The following is a 20,377-nucleotide window of genomic DNA, read 5'->3' as shown; positions in this document are numbered from 1 at the left end:
TATTTAAATTACTCTACCTCGTCATCCTTGAAGGTCCGGTGCCCCGAAATCATGGTCGAGACCATAGACTGGCGCGACATGATGTCTTCGCGGATCGCGACATAGATATGGATGATCATGAAAATGATGATCGCCCACATACCAAGGTGATGCAGCGTGTGCAGACGCTGGCTGTTCTGCACAAGGCCAAGCACCCAGCCCATCAGCGTGTCAGGCAGTGACCCCTGACCAGCGCCTTCGGCATAAAGCGCCCAGCCGGTGACCAGCATGAAGGTCAGCCCGATGGTGATGAAGAAAAACATCGCAAGCTGCGCCAAGGGGTTATGGCCCACATATTTCTTCGGCTTGTTTTCAAGGAACAGATACCAGCGGATCTCGAACATGACCTCTTTCCAGAAATGCATGTTGAGGATCGGGACATAGAACATCTGTCTGGCATGGTGATTGCCCACCATTGCCCAGTAGAGCCGTCCGAAAAAGCCGACCGTCACGATCATGGCCGCTGCGAAATGCGCGAAACGGATATAGCCCATGACGAACTGGTTATAGGCCTCGTCGATCTGCATCGAAGGCAGCGGCGCACCGATGAAATAGCCCGTGACGCAGAGAACGATGATGCAGGCCGCATTGGTCCAGTGCCACAGGCGCACCGGCGCCTCGTAAACATAGACCGAATTCTGCCGACGGATCGATTCAAGATCCGCCGCCGTCGCATCACCGGTCAGCCGTGCGCCGGGCATGATCTCCGACGCATCGACCGCAGGCTGGTGGATATGCTTGTCGGCCATGACTCAGTCCTCCTTGGACTTGCCAAAGACCTTCCGCACAGCTTCCAGCACCAGATAGACCGCCCCTACAGCAACCGCCGCCATCAGAAGATGCGCGATTTCATGCCCGAAGGGGCCGGGGGCCGTCGGGTGGCCCGGATGGGCCAGTGCCGGTGTCGCGGTCGCTGCAAATGCAGCCAGAATTGCCAGACGTTTCATAATGATCCCTCCCTTAGCGCACTTTGACCGTGGTCAGCTCTTGCCCGTCATTCGACATCACATGGGTCGAACAGGCGAGGCAGGGGTCGAAGGAATGCAGCGTGCGCAGCAATTCGACCGGCTCCTCGGGGCGTTCCATCGGGGTGTTCATCAGCGAGGCCTCGAACGCGCCGATATTCCCCTTGCTGTCACGGGGCGAACCGTTCCAGGTGGTGGGCACCACGCATTGATAGTTCTCGATGCGGCCATCCTTGATCTTGATCCAGTGGCCAAGCGCGCCGCGCGGGGCCTCGGTCATGCCCACACCCTTGGCCTCTTTCGGCCAGGTGCTCGGGTCCCATTTCTCGATATTGGCGGTCGACTGGTCGCCCGATTTGATGCGGTTGATCAGCTTGTCATAGAAATGCAGCTGCAAACGCGAGCAGTATTCGGATTCCAGCGCCCGTGCCGCAGTCCGGCCCAGCGTCGAGAAGACCGCATCAAACGGCAGATCCATCTTGGACAGCAGGCCATCGACCTGCCCCTTGATGTCCTCATGCCCTTTGGCATAACCGATGATGTAGCGCGCAAGCGGCCCCACCTCCATCGCATGGCCCTTCCAGCGCGGAGCCTTGATCCAGCTGTATTTGGCGCCCTCATCCAGCTCTTCGATATTGGTCTTGGTGCCTTTGGCATTGGGACCGAGTTCGAATTTCGGATTGGTCTCGCCATCCCAAGGATGCAGACCCTTGCCCGGCTCGCCATATTCATACCACGAGTGGTCAACGAATTCCTGCACCTGTTCGGGATCGCGCGGATCGACATCCAGCACTTCGTTCAGATTGCCGTTGATGATCGCGCCGCGCGGCAGATGCAGCTGCTCGGGCGAGAAATCATTCGGATGCTCGGGAATATCGCCATAGGCCAGACAGGATTGCGACGACAGGCCGCCCCCGTAGAGCCAGCTCTTGTAGAAGCCGCCAATCGCGATCACATCGGGGATGTAGACATTGCGGTTGAATTCCAGCCCCTTGTCGATGATCGATTTCACAAGGTTGAGGCGTTCCATGTTGATCGCCCCCACCGAGCCCACGCCATCGATATTGATCGGGCACGGCACGCCGCCCACCAGCCAGTTGGGATGCGGGTTCTTGCCACCGAAGATGGTGTGCAGCTTCACCACCTCTTTCTGAAGATCCAGCGCCTCCAGATAGTGGGTGGTCGCCATCAGATCCGCCTCGGGCGGCAGTTTATAGGCGGGATTGTCCCAATAGCCGTTCTTGAACAGCCCAAGCTGTCCGCTTTCGACAAATTTCTTCAGCCGGTTCTGCACGTCACGGAAATAGCCGGGAGATGACAACGGATGGCTGGGAGACACCATCTGCTGCAGCTCCGACGTCGCCTTCGGATCGGCCTTGAGCGCATTGACGGGGTTGACCCAATCCAGCGCATGCAGGTGATAGAAATGCACGATATGGTCGTGGATCTGCAATGCCAGCTGCATCAGGTTGCGGATGGAGTTGGCGTTATCGGGGATCTGGATCCCCAGCGCATCTTCCACCGCGCGGCAGGAGGTCAGCGCATGGGTGCCGGTGCAGACACCACAGATGCGCTCGGTGAAGGCCCATGCATCCCGCGGGTCACGCCCCTTCAGGATCACTTCCAGACCGCGCCACATGGTGCCGGTCGAGACAGCATTCCGGATGACGCCATTCTCGTCCACGTTCACTTCGCAGCGCATATGGCCTTCGATACGGGTGACGGGGTCCACAACAATCCGCTTGCCCGAATTGTCCATGGCATAGCCGTTGGGAGTATTGAGAACGCTCATGCTCAGACTTCCTCGTTTTTCTTCTGGGCGCGCTTGAGCGCGGAGACGGCGGCATGCACGGCCACGCTGGCACCGACAACGCCTGCGGCCACACCACCGACCTTATCGGCATTGGCCTCGATCCCGAATTGCTTGATATTGGTCAGCCGGTCATAGAAAGACCCCTGATCCCAGAACCCGTCTTCCGAACAGCCGATACAGCCGTGGCCCGACTGGATCGGGAAGCTCACGCCATCATTCCAGCGCACGGTGGAACAGGCGTTATAGGTCGTCGGGCCCTTACAGCCCATCTTGTAGAGGCAATAGCCTTTGCGGGCGTTCTCGTCGTCCCAATGTTCGACGAACTGCCCTGCGTCAAAATGCGGCCGGCGATAGCACTTGTCATGGATACGCTGCGAATAAAACATCGCCGGCCGCCCCTGACGATCCAGCTCGGGGAGCCGGTCGAAAGTAAGCATATAGGTGATAACACCGGTCATGACCTCGGCGATGGGCGGGCAGCCCGGAACCTTGATAATCGGCTTGTCGGTGATGACCTTGTGCACGGGGGTCGCACGGGTCGGGTTGGGGGCGGCGGCCTGCACACAGCCATAGGAGGCACAGGCCCCCCAGCTGATGATCGCCTTGGCATGCTGGGCGGCATGTTTGAGCTGCTCGGTGAAGGGCTTGCCGCCGATGATGCAATACATCCCGTCTTCATTCAGCGGCGGGTTCCCCTCGACCGCGAGGATGTAGTTGCCTTTGTATTTCTCGATCGTGTCTTGCAGGGCGGCTTCGGCGGCATGACCTGCGGCCGCCATCAGCGTGTCGTCATAATCGAGCGAGATCATCGACAGCACGACATCCTTGGCCAGCGGGTGCGCCGAGCGGATGAAGCTCTCCGAACAGCAGGTGCATTCCAGCCCGTGCACCCAGATCACCGGCGTCCGCGGTTTGGTTTCCATCGCATGGGCGATCTTGGGCACGAAAGACGGCCCCAGCCCCAAAGCCGCTGCGGTGAGCGAGCAGTATTTCATGAAACTGCGCCGGGTGATCCCCTGACGGCGCATAACGTCGTAGAATGTCTCGATCGAGGACAAGACCTTCCCTCCCTGGTGCCTGGCTGCGGGATGGGGCCAAAGCCCGCACCGCGCGTGGTATGCCATTGGATGCCACAGGCGGACGGGCCAAGGCCCGCGGAAAATGACAAAATGTCACAGGTCCGTTTTATGATTTATTTTCATACGGTTGGTCAAAAATATCCATATAGGACGCAGGATTGATCGGTCACTTGACTACCAACTCCCCGCCTATCTGGCAGCTTGGCTTTCACCCATTGCCCGCGCCATGCCAATCACCGCCTGCCCCAAGGCCAATCCGCCGTCATTGGCCGGAACCTTATGATGCAGCAAAACCGGCACGCCCGCCAAGGCGGCCACAAGCTCGTCCTGCAACACGGTGTTTTGCAAACAGCCCCCCGACAGCGCGACCGCCTGCGCCCGTCCCGCGCGCACCAGATCGCTGGCCCGCTGCGCGAAGGCCTGCGCCAATCCGCGATGGAACCGGAGCGCCATGATCTCGGGCGGCACGGCACGGGCGCGGTCTTGGGCCCACGCCTGCCAGAGAGGGCGCGTATCTATCTCTTCGCCCGCCCCGAACGGATAGCCGTCGCAGACCCCTCCGTCCTGCAGCGCCTTGCGCGCCAAAGCCTCCAGCCCCATCGCGGCCTCGCCTTCAAAGCTCTGCGAGCCCGCAAATCCCAAAGCGGCCGCGAACGCATCGAACAGCCGTCCGGCAGACGAGCAGGACGGCGCATTCAGCCCTTTCGCCATCGCCTGCCGCAACAGGGCCAAAGGCTGCCCCGACAGCAGCAGATCCGCCAGCGCGCCCAGCCCCGCATGGTCCAGCTGGGCCAGAAGATTGCGCCAAGGGTCGCGGCTGGCCCGATCCCCACCGGGCAGCGGCACCTGCGACAGATGTGCCACCCGCTGACAGGTGGCATACTCGCCCAGCAAAATCTCGCCGCCCCAGATATGGCCATCCTCGCCCAGCCCCAACCCGTCAAGCACGATCCCCGCCACAGGCCCCGCCAGCCGCGCCCAGCCGTTTTCCGCCAGACAGGCCGCCAGATGCGCATGATGATGCTGCACGCGGACCAGCCCCACCCCCTCCGCCTGCGCCCGCGCCTCGCCATACCGTGTCGCACGAAACTCCGGATGCAGATCGACCGCCACCAGATCGGGGGAATGCTCGAACAAGGCGCGATAATCCCGATCCGCCGCTTCGAACGCCGCGATATTGAGGGCATTGTCCAGATCTCCCAGATGGTGCCCCAAAAGCGCCTGCCCCTCGCGCACCAGACAGATCGCGCCTTTCATCTGCCCGCCATAGGCAATCACCTGCGGCCCCTCCCGGAACCCTTCGGGCAGATCCAGCACATCGGGCACCCGCCCGCGCGCCCGACGCAGCACCATCGGCCCCTGCGGGGTCATCCGCTCGACAGAATCATCCAGACGGCGCGCAATGGCACGGTCATGCAGCACAAAACCATCCACAATCCCGCCCAGCTTGGCCAAAGCCTCCTCATTGCCAATCACCTGCGGCTCTCCCGAAGGATTGCCCGAGGTCATCACCAAAGGACGACCGGTTGCCGCCACCAGCAGATGATGAAGCGGTGTATAGGGCAACATCCAGCCCAGACAGCCCTGCCCCGGCGCCAGTTCGCGGGCCGCCACACCCGTAGCCCTGGCCCGCAGGGTCAACACCACAATCGGCGCGGCAGGATCGCGCAACAAGGCACGCTCGGGGTCACTCACATGACAGGCCGCCTCGATCATGGCCGGATCCCCCATCACGGCCAGAGGCTTGGCAGGCCGGTGCTTGCGGGCCCGCAACCGTGCAATCGCCTGCGGATTGCCCGCATCACACGCAATATGGAACCCGCCCAACCCCTTGATCGCCAGAATCTCGCCCGCGCGCAACCGCGCCGCCGCCGCCGCCAGCCAGTCTCCGGCTTCGGGCACACACCAGACCTTGGGGCCGCAGATAGGGCAGGCAATCGGCTGCGCATGGAAGCGCCGGTCGGCAGGGTCGCGATATTCCTCCGCGCAATCGGCACAAAGCGCGAAAGCTGCCATGGTCGTCTGCGCCCGATCATAGGGCAGCCCCGTCACAATCGAGAATCGCGGGCCACAATGGGTGCAATTGGTAAAAGCATAGCCCGCCCGACGCCCCGTTCCGGCCACCTCCGCCAGGCAGTCCGGACAGCTGGCCGCATCGGGGGTCACCCGCGTCCGCACAGCCCCCGCCTCCGAAGCCAGAATAACGAACCCCTCGGCCAACGCACCCAGCCAGCGCGAAACCTCCACCTGATCGACCCGCGCCAGCACAGGAGCCTCGCCCCGCAACCGCGCAACCAGAGCCTCCACCGCCGCACCACGCACACGGATCACCACCCCGCCCGCATCATTCAGAACATGCCCCGACAGCCCCAGCTCTTGTGCAAGACGCCAGACAAAGGGCCGGAACCCGACACCCTGAACCTGCCCCCGCACGCGAATCTCGACTGTTTCCATGTTCCAGCTGCCCTAAATATCCCGGGGTGAATTGGGGCCGCCAAGGCCCCAAGAGGGGCAGAGCCCCTAGCGATGCTCAATGCACGGTGCAGGCCATACAGGGGTCGAAACTGCGCACGATATGCTGCACCGAAACCGGCACCTCCTCGCCCTCCTGCACCGGCGCCCCGACCAGCGCCGCCTCCAGCGCACCGGGCACCCCCTGCGCATCGCGCGGGCTGAAATTCCATGTCGTCGGCGCAATGATCTGATAGCTGGCAATGACACCACGTTCGATGCGCAGCCAATGCCCGAGCGCCCCACGCGCCGCCTCGACCAGACCGACGCCCACGCCCTCTCTCGGCATCTTGCCCTGCTGCATGAACTGCGCTGCAGGATCAATCGCCTCGGCCCAGCGCTCCATCAGCATCTGGGTCCGTGCAAGCTCCAGCAACCGCCCGCCGATCCGGCCCAGAACACCGGCCCCACGCATCGCATGGGCCAGCGGATGGCCATCCAGGACCTGCCGCGCCAAAGCGCCGGTTTCAAACACGCGCCCGTCCAGACGCGGGGCCTTGCACCAGCTATAGGCGCTCTCGCGCATCATCTCGTCGGGACGGGTCTCGCCATATGCGGGATGCCTGGCCTCGCCCAGCATCCACGCATGCGACGGATCTTCCACCAGCCCCCGCAAATCCAGCGGCCGCGCCTCCCCTTCCCAGATGCCGGCGGCAAAGCCATAAGCGGGCGCCCCCCCATCAGAATGCAGCGGATAGGCACCGAAGCTCAGATACCGGTCCCCCCCCTGCCCCAGCTGGGCCAGACCGAGCGTCTCGGCGATCTCGAAAAACAGTCCGGCATCGCCACTGCGCCACGCCAGAAGATCCCCAAGGCCCGCCAGCGCGACAAACTCTTCCAGCGGTGCCCCGAAGACCACTTCTTCCAGATAGCGCCGGAACCCGCGCAGAACCGAACGTATCCGCAGCCGCTCGCTTGGCCCCGGCGCCCGCGTCACTCCCCCCGGCTGGAGTGCCAGAGTATGCGGCCATTTCCCCGCCATCAGGCCCAGAATATGCATCAATTCCGCGCGGGCTGCGACGCAGGCACGCTGCGCCGAGCCCTCCATCGGGGTAAACCGCTGTAGCGCGCGGCCATGCCACGACCGTCCCGCATAGACCGGTCGTGTGAAATCGGGCATGAAGAACAGATTGAAATGCGTCAGATGGTCGGACACATTCTCGACCGCATGGATCAACGCGGCCATCATCGCACCTTGCGGCGTGGGGGAAAGCCCCATTGCCGCCCCCAAGGCCCGCGCTGCAGCCGCCGACTGGCTGATCGAACAGATCCCGCAGATACGCGGCGTGATGGTCAGCGCATCGCGCGGATCCTTGCCCACCAGCATGCGTTCGAACCCGCGATAAAGCGGCGCATTCACATGGGCCTGCGCGACTGCGCCCCCTGCAATCTCCAGCCGTACCTCCAGATCCCCTTCGACCCGATTGAACGGCCCGACCACCAGCTTTGTCATTTGCGCCCCTTCGTCTGCGCCGCACCCGCGGTTTTGCCCCGCAGGCTTGGCGGCACATCCACACGGTCGGCCACGGCATTCCGGGCCAGACGCTCGGGGGTGGCCGCCTTGGACAGCGATGCCAGCGCCATGAACCATGCTTTCGGCATATCGGTGGGCAGCCCCACCGGAATACCCGCGATTTTCGGGGTCTCGGTAAAACTGTGACGCGGTTCCTCGAATTCGGGAGCGGTGCAGTTGATACAGGGGTAATTGCCGCGCGTGCACGACCCCGACCCGTTCCACGGGCGGATATTGCAATCCCCCATCGCCTGCGTCCCGATACAGCCCAGATTTTCCATCATGCAGCCGATATCGGACAGTTTCACAGCCGAGGCCTTGTATTCGTAGAACTCGTTTTTCGGACAGCCGTGATGCACAAGATGGCGGGTATAGAAAAGCGGTCGCGCCAGCGCATCCAGATCCTGCGCACCCAGCCGGTCTTCTGCCAGCAGCATCAGGGTCTCGCTGGCCCAATCGGGATGGGTCGGACACCCTGCCACATTGATCACCGGCAAACCACCCGCCGCACGGAAACTGGCGGGAAAGATGCCGCCACTATGCGCGCCCTCATATTGCAGCCCGCACGCATCCGAGGGATTCTCGCCCGCCGAGGTTACCCCGCCAAAGGCGGCACAAGTGCCCACCGCCACCACATGGCGCGCCTTGGCGGCAAGGCTTTTGACCCAGTCCAGCATGGACCGGCCCGTGCCGCCCAGCATCTGGAACCGCCCCGTGCCGCGCGGGCCGCGCGCGATTGCGCCCTCGACACATAACACATCAAGCGCGATCTCTCCGGCCTCGACCCGTGCCAGAAGGGCGCGGGCCTCGGCCCCTGTCTCGAGGCTCAGGGAAGGATGCCAGAGCAGGTTGATCCCCGCATCGGCCAGCCGGTCGAACAGGATCGGCCCTTCAGCGCATAACAGCGACATCGTACAACCGCCGCAGCCCGAGGATTGCAGCCAGAGAACATTCATTAAACCTTGGACCCCATCTGTTTAGTCTGTGGCAATTCCAACAGGAAACAGGCCCCGCCCGCCGCATTGGCCCGATAGGATAGCCGCCCGCCATGATCGGTGGCAATGCGGTGGCTGATGGCCAGCCCCAGCCCCGTGCCCTGCCCCACTTCCTTGGTAGTGAAAAACGGATCGAAAATCGAGCGCGCCACCTCTTCGGAAATACCCGGCCCGTTATCGCAGATCACAAGGCGGGCCATACCGGCCTCTTCGGATGCCGTGATCGTCAGATGCGGCGCAGGCTCTGCCACCATTGCATCCAGCGCGTTCTGCACAAGATTCATGATGATCTGCTGGATATGGCCTGCGCGCCCCATCGCCTGCAGCACAGCCAGCCCGTCAAACACAATGGCGACCTCCCGATCCGACCCGCGCGCGACCCAATGTGCCGCAGTCCGCGCCACTGTCACCAGATCGAAAGCGACGCTCTCGCCGGAACCATCCGAGGACAGGCGACGCAGATCCTCGACAATATCCCGTACCCGCTCGGCCCCGTCCCTTGCACCGGCAATGGCTTCGCGCAGGTTGCGCACCTCGCGATCCAGCCGCAATTCCTCGCGCAGAGCCATCAGCTTTTCCCGCGAAGCACCGTCTTGCACCTCGTTGAAATAGGTTTCGAATTTGGTCGCATAGCGCTCCATAGCATGGGTATTGGCATAGACGAAACTGATCGGATTGTTCAGCTCATGCGCGACACCGGCCAGAAGCCGCCCCAGCGAGGCCAGCTTTTCATTCTGCACCAGAAGGGATTGCGCGGATTTCAAGGCGTCATGGCTGGCCGCCAGTTCGGAATAGGCGCGCCGCAATTCCCCCACAGGCCGCCCTGTCAGCACATGCCCGCTCAGCCGCCCGCGTTCGTCAAAGCGCGCATTGATCGACATCTCCAGCAAGATCTCCCCCTCCGGCCCGCTCAGGCTAAGCTCGCAGGTCACAGTGGCGCGGCGGTCGGTGCATTCGGAAAGCGCCGCAATCAGGTGGTCGCGGCTGGAGGGGGCGACAATATCGAGGATATCCAGCCCCGACAGATCCCCTGCCGAACAGCCGGTCATCTGCGCCACAGAGCTGGAGGTCTCTTCCACACGCCCCTGACGCGAGACAACGATCAATGCATCCGACACCGAAGACATGATCGAGTTCAGATAGGAGCGCATATCCTCAAGCGCATGATTCTGGTCTTCCAGCTGCGCCTGATAATCAACGAGATTCGCATAGGTCTTGTCCATCGCGGACAAAACATCGACCCAAGCGGCCTCCTCTACCGCCAGAGGCGGGGCAGCAGCAGGGCTGTCATAGGGCGTGTGATCGTGTTCCATGCTCATATATCAACCCTAATCGCTTGCGCCGGCTTTGTCTGCATTGCTTTGTGGCAGGATCTTGCAGAAATAATACCTGACTATAATAATCAGACTTTACAAACCTGATTTTTTCACTCAGATTAAGCCCCACGATGCCAGTTGATCTCGACCAGCCGCTTGCCGAAAGGATGATGGATATGCGCCTACGCCCCGCCCACCGGCCTGCAAAACAGGCAAAATCGGGCTCGACCACACCGATTACACTCGCAGACCTCGTACAAGCCCTGTGCGACGGCTTCAGCCCGCGCACGAATGCAATCGACACCATGCTAGACAGAATTGAGAGAACCAGATGACCATTTCCCCTAGCTTCACCCAAGCCCTTCCCGCGCATGATGCAGAAGATCTGACCAATGGCGGCAATCAGGCCAATATCCTTCTCAACGGTCAGGTCTATACGCTGCGCATCACCCGCGCCGGCAAGCTGATCCTGACCAAGTGAAGCGTATTCCGCAGGGTCCAGATTTCATTTTTATCATTATCCCAAGGGAGCGCCTCACGAGCCGCTCCCTTTTTTGTGCCCCACAGGCCGGAGGCTTCGGAACAGGCCGCGCCCACCTGTGTCACACGCAGCCACCGCCCCCGCCTTCCAGTCCGGCCCAAAGCCATAGGGCGCCAAATCCGGTTCGGGTATTCCGTCGCCGCGCATGACCCTTTAGACTGCCCGCATCGCCCGCCCCCCTGAATGGAAGCTTTCCCGTGACGACCAAACCCATGTTGCATCCCCGAAACCAGCATCGGGAAGGGTATGATTTTGCGCGTCTGGTGGCGCAGACCCCCGAGCTTGAGGCCTTCACCCTGAAAAATCCTCTGGGCGGGACGACAATAGATTTCAAGGAAGCCGCCGCTGTCCGGATGCTGAACCGTGCGCTTCTGAAGACCCATTACGGCATCGGGTTCTGGGATATTCCGGCCCGCTATCTCTGCCCACCGATTCCCGGACGGGTCGATTACATCCATTATCTGGCCGATCTTCTGGCAGAAAGTAACCACCGTGCCATTCCGCGCGGCCCGCAGATCAGGGCACTGGATATCGGCACCGGCGCGAATCTGGTCTATCCGCTGACAGGTCAAAGCGAATATGGCTGGAGCTTCACCGGCGTCGATATCGACCCCGATGCGATCCGGTCGGCGCAGGATATCTGCCGCGCCAACGCGCTTGACATCACGCTCAGATACCAGCCCCGGCGCGAGGATATCTTCAAAGGGGTGATCACGCCCGATGACCTGTTCCATGTCACCTTATGCAACCCGCCCTTCCATGCCTCGCCCGAACAGGCGCAAAAAGGCACCCGACGCAAATGGCGCAACCTTGGCAAGACGCCTTCCACGCAACTCAATTTCGGTGGACAGAATGCCGAGCTGTGGTGCCCCGGTGGCGAAATCGGCTTCATCGCGACCATGATCGAACAAAGCATGGATGTCGCCGAGCAATGTTTGTGGTTCAGCTGTCTGGTCTCGAAAAAAGACAATCTCGATCCGCTATACCGGCTGTTGAAACGGGCAAGGGTCGCCGAATACCGGACCGTTGACATGGCACAGGGGCAGAAAACCAGCCGTTTTCTTGCCTGGACCTACTACCCCGAAAGACAGCGCAGCCTGTAACGGAGCCCCACGCGCCCTGCGGCCCCCACCGATCCGGCCTGACCGGATGACGCTATGCACATGTGACCCACGGCCCTGTTGAACACGGGACGAAACAGTCGCAACCGTTTGCAGATACAGGATGATGTCGGGGAGTTTGGAGCGGGCGGCGGGCTACTGGTACCGCCGCTTTTTCCTGCATTATCAATCGGCTCATGTCCACCAAGACACGCAACACCACCCAAATAAAAACAATAGGTTGAAAAGCGCATGTCCCACGAATCATTGCCTAAACACCACCGACGGTTTGGGCGGATAGCGGTCGTTCTCCGCGGGCGCCAAGCCAAAGTTCCGCTTTGGCCAAAGCGGCCATTCAAACCCTATCGGAGCTGAATCCTCTTTCTGCGGCGTGTGGTGGCAACACCACATCCTGCGGCGTGTGGTGGCAACACCACATCGTGCCAGCTTCCGTCGTGCATGAGGGGGGCATTTTTGGACGCCGATAAGGACTCAATTTTCGGTGCCGATTGCCAGACCTTGGCAGCGGATCGCGGCTACGACAGAGCGAGCTGCGTCAGATGGTGGTGACGCACCCCGTCGCCCAGAAATCCCAGCGGTGCCGGAAGAAAATCGAAGAGCCATTCGGCTGGGCCAAGATCAACAGCGGCATGGCACAGGCCATGTATCGCGGCGTCGACCGTGCGCGGGACAGGTTCACACTGACGATGGCAGCCTGTAACCTCGCTCGGCTGCCAAAACTGCTGGTGGCCTGAAGCGCGAAAGCGCCGTCGAGCCTGCCTGCCAAAGTTACAGCCCCGCACCGGCATCCGCATAGAAGGAAACTGTTCCCTCACGCAGGGTTTGTCAGCGGCCTATTAAACGGCAGCAGCCAGCTTCAAAGTTCTTGCTGACTTTCCATCATACGCTGCCGCCCCGCAACCATCGGCTCAAATTGCCTACATTCAATTTCTGATATTTGTTCAAAAGCAGTGGTTACACTCTCTTTGATAGCCTCAAATATCTTCTCTGAGATAATTGGCGACACACTATTACCAATCATTCGAAAGCTGTGCCAAGAAGTACGGTGGAAATTGAACCAATCAGGAAATCCTTGAAGCCGTGCCCCCTCCCTAACGTTAATTACACGCGGAAGACTGGGATGCAGAGGGCGAACCGACTGATAAGATCCTCGCTCCGGTCCTGTGCCGGCCCGAAGGGTTGGGCATTGCCCAGACCATGAAAGACGAAAATGTCTTCCGATTTTGTCTACTTTCCCTGGTGCAACCGACGAAAAGCGGCGAATAATGCTATCCTTGTGCTGAACACAGGTCAGACCCGTGGTCAAATTGTTGCTTGACCTGAGGCGCCTTGCATAAGGGGAAACGTTCACTTCGGATGACAACTGCCAGAGGTCGAAGTCACTATCGCACTGTTGAGACGCAGATTTCGCTCCGAGGAGGTCGGATATGGCGTCTCGCACTGAGGTCGGATCGGTGACCTTTTGAAGCAAAACAGACGAAAATGTCTTCGCATGGAGTGCTTCTACGAATCCAAAAACGAAGACCCGAGGACGGCTGGTCGCCGCACCGTAGTCCTTCGCATCAAGGAGCAGAGGGCCAACGATATGGTATTTTTCCCTCACCAGATCCAATGCATTTTCAAGTTCCGAAATGTTCTTCTTTGCAATGAGACCCTTCACATTCTCCATTACGAAAAATGATGGTTCGCATTCTGAAACCAAGCGGAAAAAGTCTTTGAGCAGTGTGCGCCGAGGGTCGTCTGGATCTGATCGTCCGATAGAGCTAAACCCCTGGCAGGGTGGCCCACCGATGATACCGTCGATCGTAACCTGAGCTTTTTCCCGTAAATCAGAGCCGGTCAACTGGGCAACGTCACACAGTTCCAGACGCTCCCCGGGGAAGTTGGCACCATGCGAGCTGGTAAGCACCGGGTCTACGTCGACGGACAAAGCAACATCGAGGCCAGCGCGACGCGCGCCAAGGCCCATGCCGGAGCAACCGCAAAAAAGGTCCACAATTTGAATTCTTTGTGATTTCATGGTGCTGTACTATCATGGGACTGGATTGAAGTCGACGCAGCAAAGTGATTACCTCAAACAAAAATTGTAGAGGGCCATTATGAGCGAATCTGAGAACCACTTGAGAGCCGACGGCGCAGCGGAAGATCCTCTTGCGGTCGATGCCAGCCCGACCAAGGCATTCTTCTGTTCTGTCATCACTCGCGACCTCAGCTTGGAAGATGCGATTGCCGACTTGGTCGATAACTGCGTTGATGGCGCAAAAAGGCTAAGAGGGTCAGAATTTATGCTCGATGGGCAAAAGTTGTATGACGGTCTTTTTGTCGACCTTAATTTTGATAAGACGCGTTTTTCAATATCTGACAACTGCGGCGGTATTGATCTGGATATCGCGAGAAAATACGCATTCAAGTTTGGACGAGATGAAGGGTTTGATGGCACTCCCGGATCCGTGGGGCAGTTTGGCGTGGGCATGAAGCGAGCGCTGTTCAAAATGGGCGCTGATTTTTCCGTACGAACAAAAACGACCCGCGATCAATATACGATTAAAGTTAATGTCCCCGATTGGATTAAGGAGCCCCATTGGGACTTTCGTATAGCTGAGCACGAGAGATCTGAGATCTCGAAAGATGAAACGATGACGGAAATAACTGTCGAAAGCTTATACGAAGGTGTGGCGGGTCTGTTCAGCGCAGATTTTTTCAAGACCAAAGTCATAAATGAGATCAAAACGTCGCAACAACACTTTATTAGAGGTGGCTTGATCATAAGGGTCAACGGGCAAGCTATTATCTCACCGGAATGGCAGCTTGCCGCCAGCGATACGCTGAAGCCATTTTATAAATCTTACGAGGATGAGGGCGGGAAGCATGTCTTAAAGACTCGCATCTATGCCGGCATTGGCGTTTCTGCGCCAGCTTCTTCTGGATGGTATGTGTTTTGCAATGGTCGTTGCATTATTTCAGCGGACCAGACGAATACTACGGGGTGGGGTGATTTGCCTGGAACTGAAAGTGTTTCAGTTCCGAAGTTTCACAATCAATTTACTCGGTTCAGAGGCTATGCATTCATGGATTCAAATGATCCAGAGCGCCTTCCGTGGAATACCACTAAGACTGATCTCGATTTTGACCACCCGGAATATATGCGTCTGAGGCGGCGGCTTGTCGAGATATCTCGGCCAGTGATTGACTTCTTGAATGAACTTGATCGAGAAAGAGATTACTCACCCGAAGACCAAGAAGTGTCTCGAAGCTTGGAGCGCGCGCCCATGGCGCCAATTTCAAAACTGACGGTGCCGCAAGAGTTTTCTTACCAGAAAGCTACGGTCAAAAAGGGGCCGGTTCTGCGGAATATTGCATTCAAAAAGCCAGAACCAGAGATAGCTGCCTTGCAGAGCGCACTGAGCGTGTCGAGCGCAAAGGATGTGGGGATAAAGTCTTTTGAGTATGCTTACAGTCGCCTTGTTGAGGAGGATGATCTTTGACGGGCAGCTTCGAAAAAATCGACTATCGGCTCAGGCCTGCGAAACATGCCGAAAGACTAATGCTGGTCGAACTGGTGCGCAGAATGCGCTTCGAGCACATAGATCAATATCGTTATATTGGGATGGGCTCTGTCGGCTTTGTGGATCATCGCGTTTTCCATAGGGGGCTCGGACTATCTGATATGATCAGCATTGAAGCGGCTTCAGATGAAAGTGTGCAAGAGAGATTTATCAGGAATGTTCCACTCGCGTGCATCGATTTGAAGTTTGGCCACACTTCGAAAATTCTGCCAAAATTAGATTTTGATAAAAAATGTGTTTGCTGGCTGAACTACGACGACCGTCTTTCCTCAAGCATGTCCGCAGACATAGCTACGATTGGCTCGCGCTTGCAAAGCGGCTCATTTCTGGCAGTGACTTTCGCGTGTGGTATCCCCACTGAATCGAAAGGTGCAAGCGCTGAAATGAAAAGGTTGCGGGAAGAGTTTCCAGCACTTGTCTCCGAGGGCGCGAAACAGTCGGAGTTTGAGGGGAAGCGATATGCAGATCTGGGGAGGCGGGCGTTAGGCAACTCTCTTGAAAGGTCCCTCATTGAAATGGATGCCACCCTTCCTCTCGAGGATCGAAGGGTTTCGTCTCAGGTTTGTTATTTTCGTTATCGAGATGGCGCGGCAATGTGCACAGTGGGTTGGGTCGTTTATAAACGGAGCGAGGAGGAAGTTTTTAAAGATTGTGCCTTCGATCAGCTCTCATATTATCGGAATGCGGATAATGATTTCGTTATCAAGGTTCCGAAATTTACGCCGTTTGAGATATCGCAATTGGAAAGGCTTGTGCCAACGGGACACGTGCCCGATCTCCCTTGGCTTAAAGAAGCGGACAGGTCCGCATTCCAACAGATTTACCGATACCTTCCGAGCTTTGGTGTATTTGAGCCGGTGTAACGTGCAAAGGTACTTGATTGCCTGAACCGTCTTCTATGTACTCCATTCATATTTTCCGTCAAGCTTGGCGGGAGGCCCCTTGGGGTCTCCAGAGGGGGGACGAATGACCCTCTTTGGACCGTGCGTGGAGCACTCCATGGAGAGAGCTGGGGGAGGAGAGCTAAGTCTCCTCCGCCCGGGCGCAGGGGGTTAAAGGGGAGTGCAGAACGATGACCCGAATCCTGCGAAAGCATGCCGCGGAGGCGCGGGGTTCCGCCCCCCCCCCCCGGCGAACGACAAACGATCAGAGGCCCCTACGGGGCCGGAGTGAGGTCTCGTTAATTAGTTACTTTCTTCTGCAGGACCTTCCGGCCTTTCGTTTCCCAGTGAAAAGCACCGCTTGCGCAAACAGAAGGATTGTAAACGCGAAACTACTGCGCCATGGACGAACAGCTGGTCTGGGGAAGCCGCGCCGCAGCGCTGCGCAAGAGCGTGAATGGCAGGAATGGGCCGAAACCACCCCCCCACGAATTAGCCAGCCCTTAACCTGCCCGCGCTAACAAGATGGGGTTCACATGTCCTAATGCGTGCAGAGCGCGGGGAGCCAACCGGCTCCCCTTTCGGTTGCATCAATCGAAATCCAGTGCCCACGACGTCTGATAGGCATAGTTCGACCCCGCGCTCGGCGTGATTCTCACATCCAGAACCCCGTCATCACCAATCTCGAAGGGGATATTGGCAAGCTCGTTCGATGTTGCGTTAGTCGCTGCATCCAGCACCCCGACCGTTGCACCGTTCACCACCACATCCCCACGCCGGTCGGTGCCAGTGGCCGCACGCGACGCAGCCAGCGTCAGCCGACCGGTCGCGCCAGTTGGCAAGCCCATATGCCGTGTCTGCACGAAAGCCTGTCGCGTGATGCTCTCCGCCGCAGAGGCATAGGTGTAATGCGTATTCATCGCCGCCCCCTGCAGTCGTGAGTCGGAGATAATCGCCGCATCGCCACCACCTTGGTTCGACGGGATAGACCCGCCGATGATATCCACCGCGAAATGCGGGCAGACCGCCCCCGTCTGATCGGTGATATAGCTGCGGAACTTCGGGATGACATTGACAGCCCCGCCATAGGTGACCGCATCGACCGCCGCCGCTGCGGTATCATCACCCGCCGCACAGCGAAACACAAAGGACTTACCCGCCACATCAGCCCGCGCGTCGTTGTCGTGCTGACGCTTGAGCTGGTACAGCAACCACTCGGGGAAGATATGCTCGACCGATGCCACCAGATGGGTTTTGTCGCCATAGGTCACAATCCAGCGCGACTCGTTCACCCATTCATACGCATCGATTTTGGCCACCCCATCCGAGGCGTAACGCGGCATTTCCTTTTCGATCCACGGGATAACATAGGCCTCGTTATAGGGCAGCGAGCCATTCACATCAGTGGCAGGGTCATTATACAGCACCGCCGGATCTGCCGTGTAAAACCGCTTCGTCACACTGGCCGCTGCAAACCCGCCAAAGCCAATCCGCTTCAGCCGGTCGGTAATGCCGGACAGGCCGGTGCGGATGAAATCCCCCTGCGTGTCATCCAGAGGCCGCATCGCCGTGATGTCATTGCCGGGGCGGTGCATCATAGCAAACGCCCGGCGCGCCGTGCTGGCATAATCCACCGCCACATCATCCAGCCGCGTCTGCGTCTGGGCCATCCGGTCCCCGCGCACGGCACGGTTATCGAGGACACCCCGATAGCCGAGGTTCCGGAACGCGGCCTGAATATACGCGGCCTGTTCGGTGCTATCGTCGCCATAATCCATCAGACTCGCCCCGATCAGCACAATGGCATCAGCCTTCAAAGGATCGAGGAAATGCCCCGGAATACTTGGGCGCGGGATGGGACGCGGATAGCCAAAGGGCGGGCGCGGGATGGGACGCGGATAGCCAAAGGGCGGGCGCGGGCCGCCACGTGAGGGGAAACGTGCCATGATATTATGCTCCTATTCAGGGGTTTATTGGCGTATGCGTCATTGCGCACGGTCATAGGTTTCAACGGCCACACGTCGGCGGCCATCGCAGGCGATCAGCTCGTCACCGAGGCGGGTGATGCTCACCGCGTCATCAGCCAGCGTCCCGCCTGTCGCCAGCAGGGACGCCGGAGACGCGCACGGAATACGAGCGGCAGCGGGCAGTTGGACTTGCGGGCGCGGCGGGTCATCGGCCACCACCGGCCCAGTGCTGCTGGATTGACTGCAGGCGGTCAGCAGGGATGCCAGCGCCAGACAGGCCAGCGTCGGTTTCGAGTTCATCGATCAGCCTCCTTTGGGCGGTGTCGCGTTCGCCCTGCGCAACCAGCAGGGCGCGTTCGGCCTCGGCCAGCGCGGCGTTGGCGGCGTTGGTGCGGGCGGTTGCCGCATCCCTCTGAGCGAGGGCTGCGGCCAGATCATCGGCGTGGGTTTCTGCGGCCTCGGCCCGTGCCGCCTCGATGCGGGCAGACATGCGCCAGCCCTGCACCGTCCCGCCGATCAGCAGGCCGGTCACGGCTACAGCGATCAGGCGATACACAGCGGGTATTCGCCCTTCTCGCGGCGGTTTACGAGGCCCGCCACCACGCGCTGCCCCGCGCGGTTCCACCACGTCATTGCCTTACAGCTGCCGAGAATGTCGCCCGCGTTCAACCGGCGCATAGCGGTCGATCCACCTGCCGACGCAATGCCAACGTTGATCGCGAAGCTGGTCCACGCCACCCCGCGCGATGTGGTGATCCGGGTGGCCAGCGTGTCACGGGTCATGAAACGTGCCGTGCCGCGCCAGTATTCCAACGCCTCGGCCCGCAGGATCTGTGCACACTCGGCCCGCGTCTTGCGCATTCCGGCCACCACCCCGCGCGTGGTGCCGCTGCAGATGGTCCAGACACCCACGATATCGCGATAGGCGACCAGTTCGACGCCCTCCCAGACCTCAAGAAACGGCACCGCCTGATCGAGGATCTGCACCTCCGAGGTCTGCGCCCCCGCCACCAAAGGCCGCGACGATGCTGCCGCCCACGTCGTCTGCACCGCGAAGATGATGATCAGCGCGGCCACAGCCAGCATGCGCAACCATTGCACCCAAGCGCGCGAAGTCTGGCGCACCAGCCGCCCCGCCGTGCCAGCGATCAGCAGGCCAACAGCGATTTTCCATTTGACATAGGGGTCCATGTCGAGACCGGTCAGCGCATAGACGACCTCGGGCACCAATAGGACCAGCAGGCCCATCACGGTGAACCAGAACGCGAAGGACTGCACCAGAACACGTCTGGCGTCGGGAATGAGCTTCATTGTTTTCTCCATAAAAAAAACCGCCGGAATGGCGGGGGATTAGGGCAAGATCCGGAATGGAACTTCGGGGCTTCGCAAGGGCGGCACGTTGGGGCATTTCTCCGGCCAGTCCACGACGAGGAAGGCCATCGCCAGCCCGTCGCCCGTCGGCTCCACCCCGTCATCGGCGGGGATGCGGGCCGAGAACCGCGACACCTGCCAGGTGTCATCAAGTGGCATCGGCACCGTCCAGCCATCGCCATCGCTGTTCGATTTGCCGGTGAACAGATGCACCCGCCCACCGCCGTTCACAAAATAGGCCCGCGAACGCGGCGTGCCGCAATCGCGCAGCTTGCGCATGCGCCATTCGTGAAACACCAGCCCACCGATCCGGCCCGCACTGACGCTATTGCCGATGCTGGCAAAGCGGATCGGGGGGCTGCTATCGAGTGCCTTCGCCTTCTCTAGGCTGGCGATACGCTCGACCACCTTATTGACCGTCTCAGCCACCCGCGCCTGAGTCTCGGATATCGTGGCGATGGTGGATTGCTGCTGCTCGATGGAGGTCCGGACATCGCGCAGATCCGCCGCCGTCACCCCGATCTGGGCGGCGATAAACCCCGAAAGCCAGCCCTCGATACGCGGCTGCAAGGTCCAAACCATAGCCCCCCAGATGACACCCGCCGCCGTGACCGTTGCACCGACATTACGCACAAAGGCAAACCAGCCCGCTTTTGTCGTTTCTTTCATGCTCGCCTCATAAAAAAGCCCGCCTCGGGG

At 59.8% G+C, this 20,377-nt stretch carries 17 protein-coding genes and 1 pseudogene; 5 read left to right on the top strand and 13 right to left on the bottom strand.

The features are described from left to right. Nucleotides 1-8: 8 nt before the first annotated feature. The 8 genes from cybH to RPE78_RS09245 form a co-directional block, all read right to left on the bottom strand. Nucleotides 9-788, bottom strand: coding sequence for a Ni/Fe-hydrogenase, b-type cytochrome subunit (gene cybH / locus RPE78_RS09280; RefSeq protein WP_339109203.1), 780 nt, complete (start codon nucleotides 786-788; stop codon nucleotides 9-11). A 3-nt stretch (nucleotides 789-791) separates the two neighbouring features. Continuing rightward, nucleotides 792-986 (bottom strand): hypothetical protein, encoded by a 195-nt coding sequence (locus tag RPE78_RS09275; protein ID WP_339109202.1) that lies wholly within the window; start codon nucleotides 984-986, stop codon nucleotides 792-794. Nucleotides 987-999: 13 nt separating this feature from the next. Further along, the gene (locus tag RPE78_RS09270; RefSeq protein ID WP_406720386.1) at nucleotides 1,000-2,796 is read right to left on the bottom strand and encodes a nickel-dependent hydrogenase large subunit; all 1,797 of its coding nucleotides are present in this window, start codon (nucleotides 2,794-2,796) and stop codon (nucleotides 1,000-1,002) included. A gap of 2 nt (nucleotides 2,797-2,798) precedes the next feature. Then, nucleotides 2,799-3,875, bottom strand: coding sequence for a hydrogenase small subunit (locus RPE78_RS09265; protein WP_339109200.1), 1,077 nt, complete (start codon nucleotides 3,873-3,875; stop codon nucleotides 2,799-2,801). A gap of 210 nt (nucleotides 3,876-4,085) precedes the next feature. Further along, nucleotides 4,086-6,350: a carbamoyltransferase HypF gene (hypF, locus tag RPE78_RS09260; protein WP_406720385.1), complete on the bottom strand. Its 2,265-nt coding sequence runs from the start codon at nucleotides 6,348-6,350 to the stop codon at nucleotides 4,086-4,088. Between the two features lie 76 nt (nucleotides 6,351-6,426). Beyond that, nucleotides 6,427-7,860 (bottom strand): nickel-dependent hydrogenase large subunit, encoded by a 1,434-nt coding sequence (locus tag RPE78_RS09255; protein WP_406720384.1) that lies wholly within the window; start codon nucleotides 7,858-7,860, stop codon nucleotides 6,427-6,429. Further along, the gene (locus RPE78_RS09250) at nucleotides 7,857-8,876 is read right to left on the bottom strand and encodes a HupU protein (protein WP_406720383.1); all 1,020 of its coding nucleotides are present in this window, start codon (nucleotides 8,874-8,876) and stop codon (nucleotides 7,857-7,859) included. Before RPE78_RS09250 ends, RPE78_RS09255 begins: the two co-directional genes overlap by 4 nt. Continuing rightward, a complete protein-coding gene (locus RPE78_RS09245; RefSeq protein WP_406721642.1) occupies nucleotides 8,876-10,228 on the bottom strand; it encodes an ATP-binding protein in 1,353 nt (450 codons plus the stop codon). The genes RPE78_RS09250 and RPE78_RS09245 overlap by 1 nt, the downstream gene beginning before the upstream one ends. A gap of 334 nt (nucleotides 10,229-10,562) precedes the next feature. Here RPE78_RS09245 and hemP point away from each other — a divergent pair, with 334 nt between their 5' ends. The 3 genes and pseudogenes from hemP to RPE78_RS09230 all read left to right on the top strand — a co-directional run. After that, complete coding sequence (gene hemP, locus RPE78_RS09240; RefSeq protein WP_339109196.1) at nucleotides 10,563-10,712, top strand: hemin uptake protein HemP; 150 nt, start codon at nucleotides 10,563-10,565, stop codon at nucleotides 10,710-10,712. Between the two features lie 257 nt (nucleotides 10,713-10,969). Then, complete coding sequence (gene rlmF, locus RPE78_RS09235) at nucleotides 10,970-11,875, top strand: 23S rRNA (adenine(1618)-N(6))-methyltransferase RlmF (RefSeq protein WP_406720382.1); 906 nt, start codon at nucleotides 10,970-10,972, stop codon at nucleotides 11,873-11,875. 513 nt (nucleotides 11,876-12,388) lie between these two features. Further along, nucleotides 12,389-12,627: pseudogene (locus tag RPE78_RS09230) on the top strand (transposase); the annotation flags it as partial. Between the two features lie 122 nt (nucleotides 12,628-12,749). On the opposite strand, the gene RPE78_RS09225 reads toward RPE78_RS09230, so the two are convergent. Further along, nucleotides 12,750-13,913, bottom strand: a complete 1,164-nt coding sequence (locus tag RPE78_RS09225) for a DNA cytosine methyltransferase (protein ID WP_406720381.1) — start codon at nucleotides 13,911-13,913, stop codon at nucleotides 12,750-12,752. Nucleotides 13,914-13,992: 79 nt separating this feature from the next. Between RPE78_RS09225 and RPE78_RS09220 the strand changes: the two genes are divergently transcribed. Next, a complete protein-coding gene (locus RPE78_RS09220) occupies nucleotides 13,993-15,378 on the top strand; it encodes an ATP-binding protein (protein WP_406720380.1) in 1,386 nt (461 codons plus the stop codon). Then, the gene (locus RPE78_RS09215) at nucleotides 15,375-16,322 is read left to right on the top strand and encodes an O-methyltransferase (RefSeq protein ID WP_406720379.1); all 948 of its coding nucleotides are present in this window, start codon (nucleotides 15,375-15,377) and stop codon (nucleotides 16,320-16,322) included. The genes RPE78_RS09220 and RPE78_RS09215 overlap by 4 nt, the downstream gene beginning before the upstream one ends. A 608-nt stretch (nucleotides 16,323-16,930) precedes the next feature. Here the strand turns inward: RPE78_RS09215 and RPE78_RS09210 are convergent. From RPE78_RS09210 to RPE78_RS09195, 4 genes are all read right to left on the bottom strand, one after another. Further along, nucleotides 16,931-18,286 (bottom strand): hypothetical protein, encoded by a 1,356-nt coding sequence (locus RPE78_RS09210; RefSeq protein WP_406720378.1) that lies wholly within the window; start codon nucleotides 18,284-18,286, stop codon nucleotides 16,931-16,933. Nucleotides 18,287-18,512: 226 nt separating this feature from the next. After that, the gene (locus tag RPE78_RS09205; RefSeq protein ID WP_406720377.1) at nucleotides 18,513-18,863 is read right to left on the bottom strand and encodes a hypothetical protein; all 351 of its coding nucleotides are present in this window, start codon (nucleotides 18,861-18,863) and stop codon (nucleotides 18,513-18,515) included. Further along, entirely contained in the window at nucleotides 18,851-19,618 is a 768-nt protein-coding gene (locus RPE78_RS09200; protein WP_406720376.1) for a lysozyme, read from the bottom strand. The genes RPE78_RS09205 and RPE78_RS09200 overlap by 13 nt, the downstream gene beginning before the upstream one ends. Nucleotides 19,619-19,657: 39 nt before the next feature. Then, complete coding sequence (locus tag RPE78_RS09195; protein WP_406720375.1) at nucleotides 19,658-20,347, bottom strand: hypothetical protein; 690 nt, start codon at nucleotides 20,345-20,347, stop codon at nucleotides 19,658-19,660. Nucleotides 20,348-20,377: the final 30 nt, after the last annotated feature.

The sequence above is a fragment of the Thioclava litoralis genome, from assembly GCF_045278885.1.
GTDB lineage: Bacteria > Pseudomonadota > Alphaproteobacteria > Rhodobacterales > Rhodobacteraceae > Thioclava > Thioclava litoralis.
Note: the sequence above shows the minus strand (reverse complement) of the source record. Positions and strands in the feature narration are given on the sequence as shown.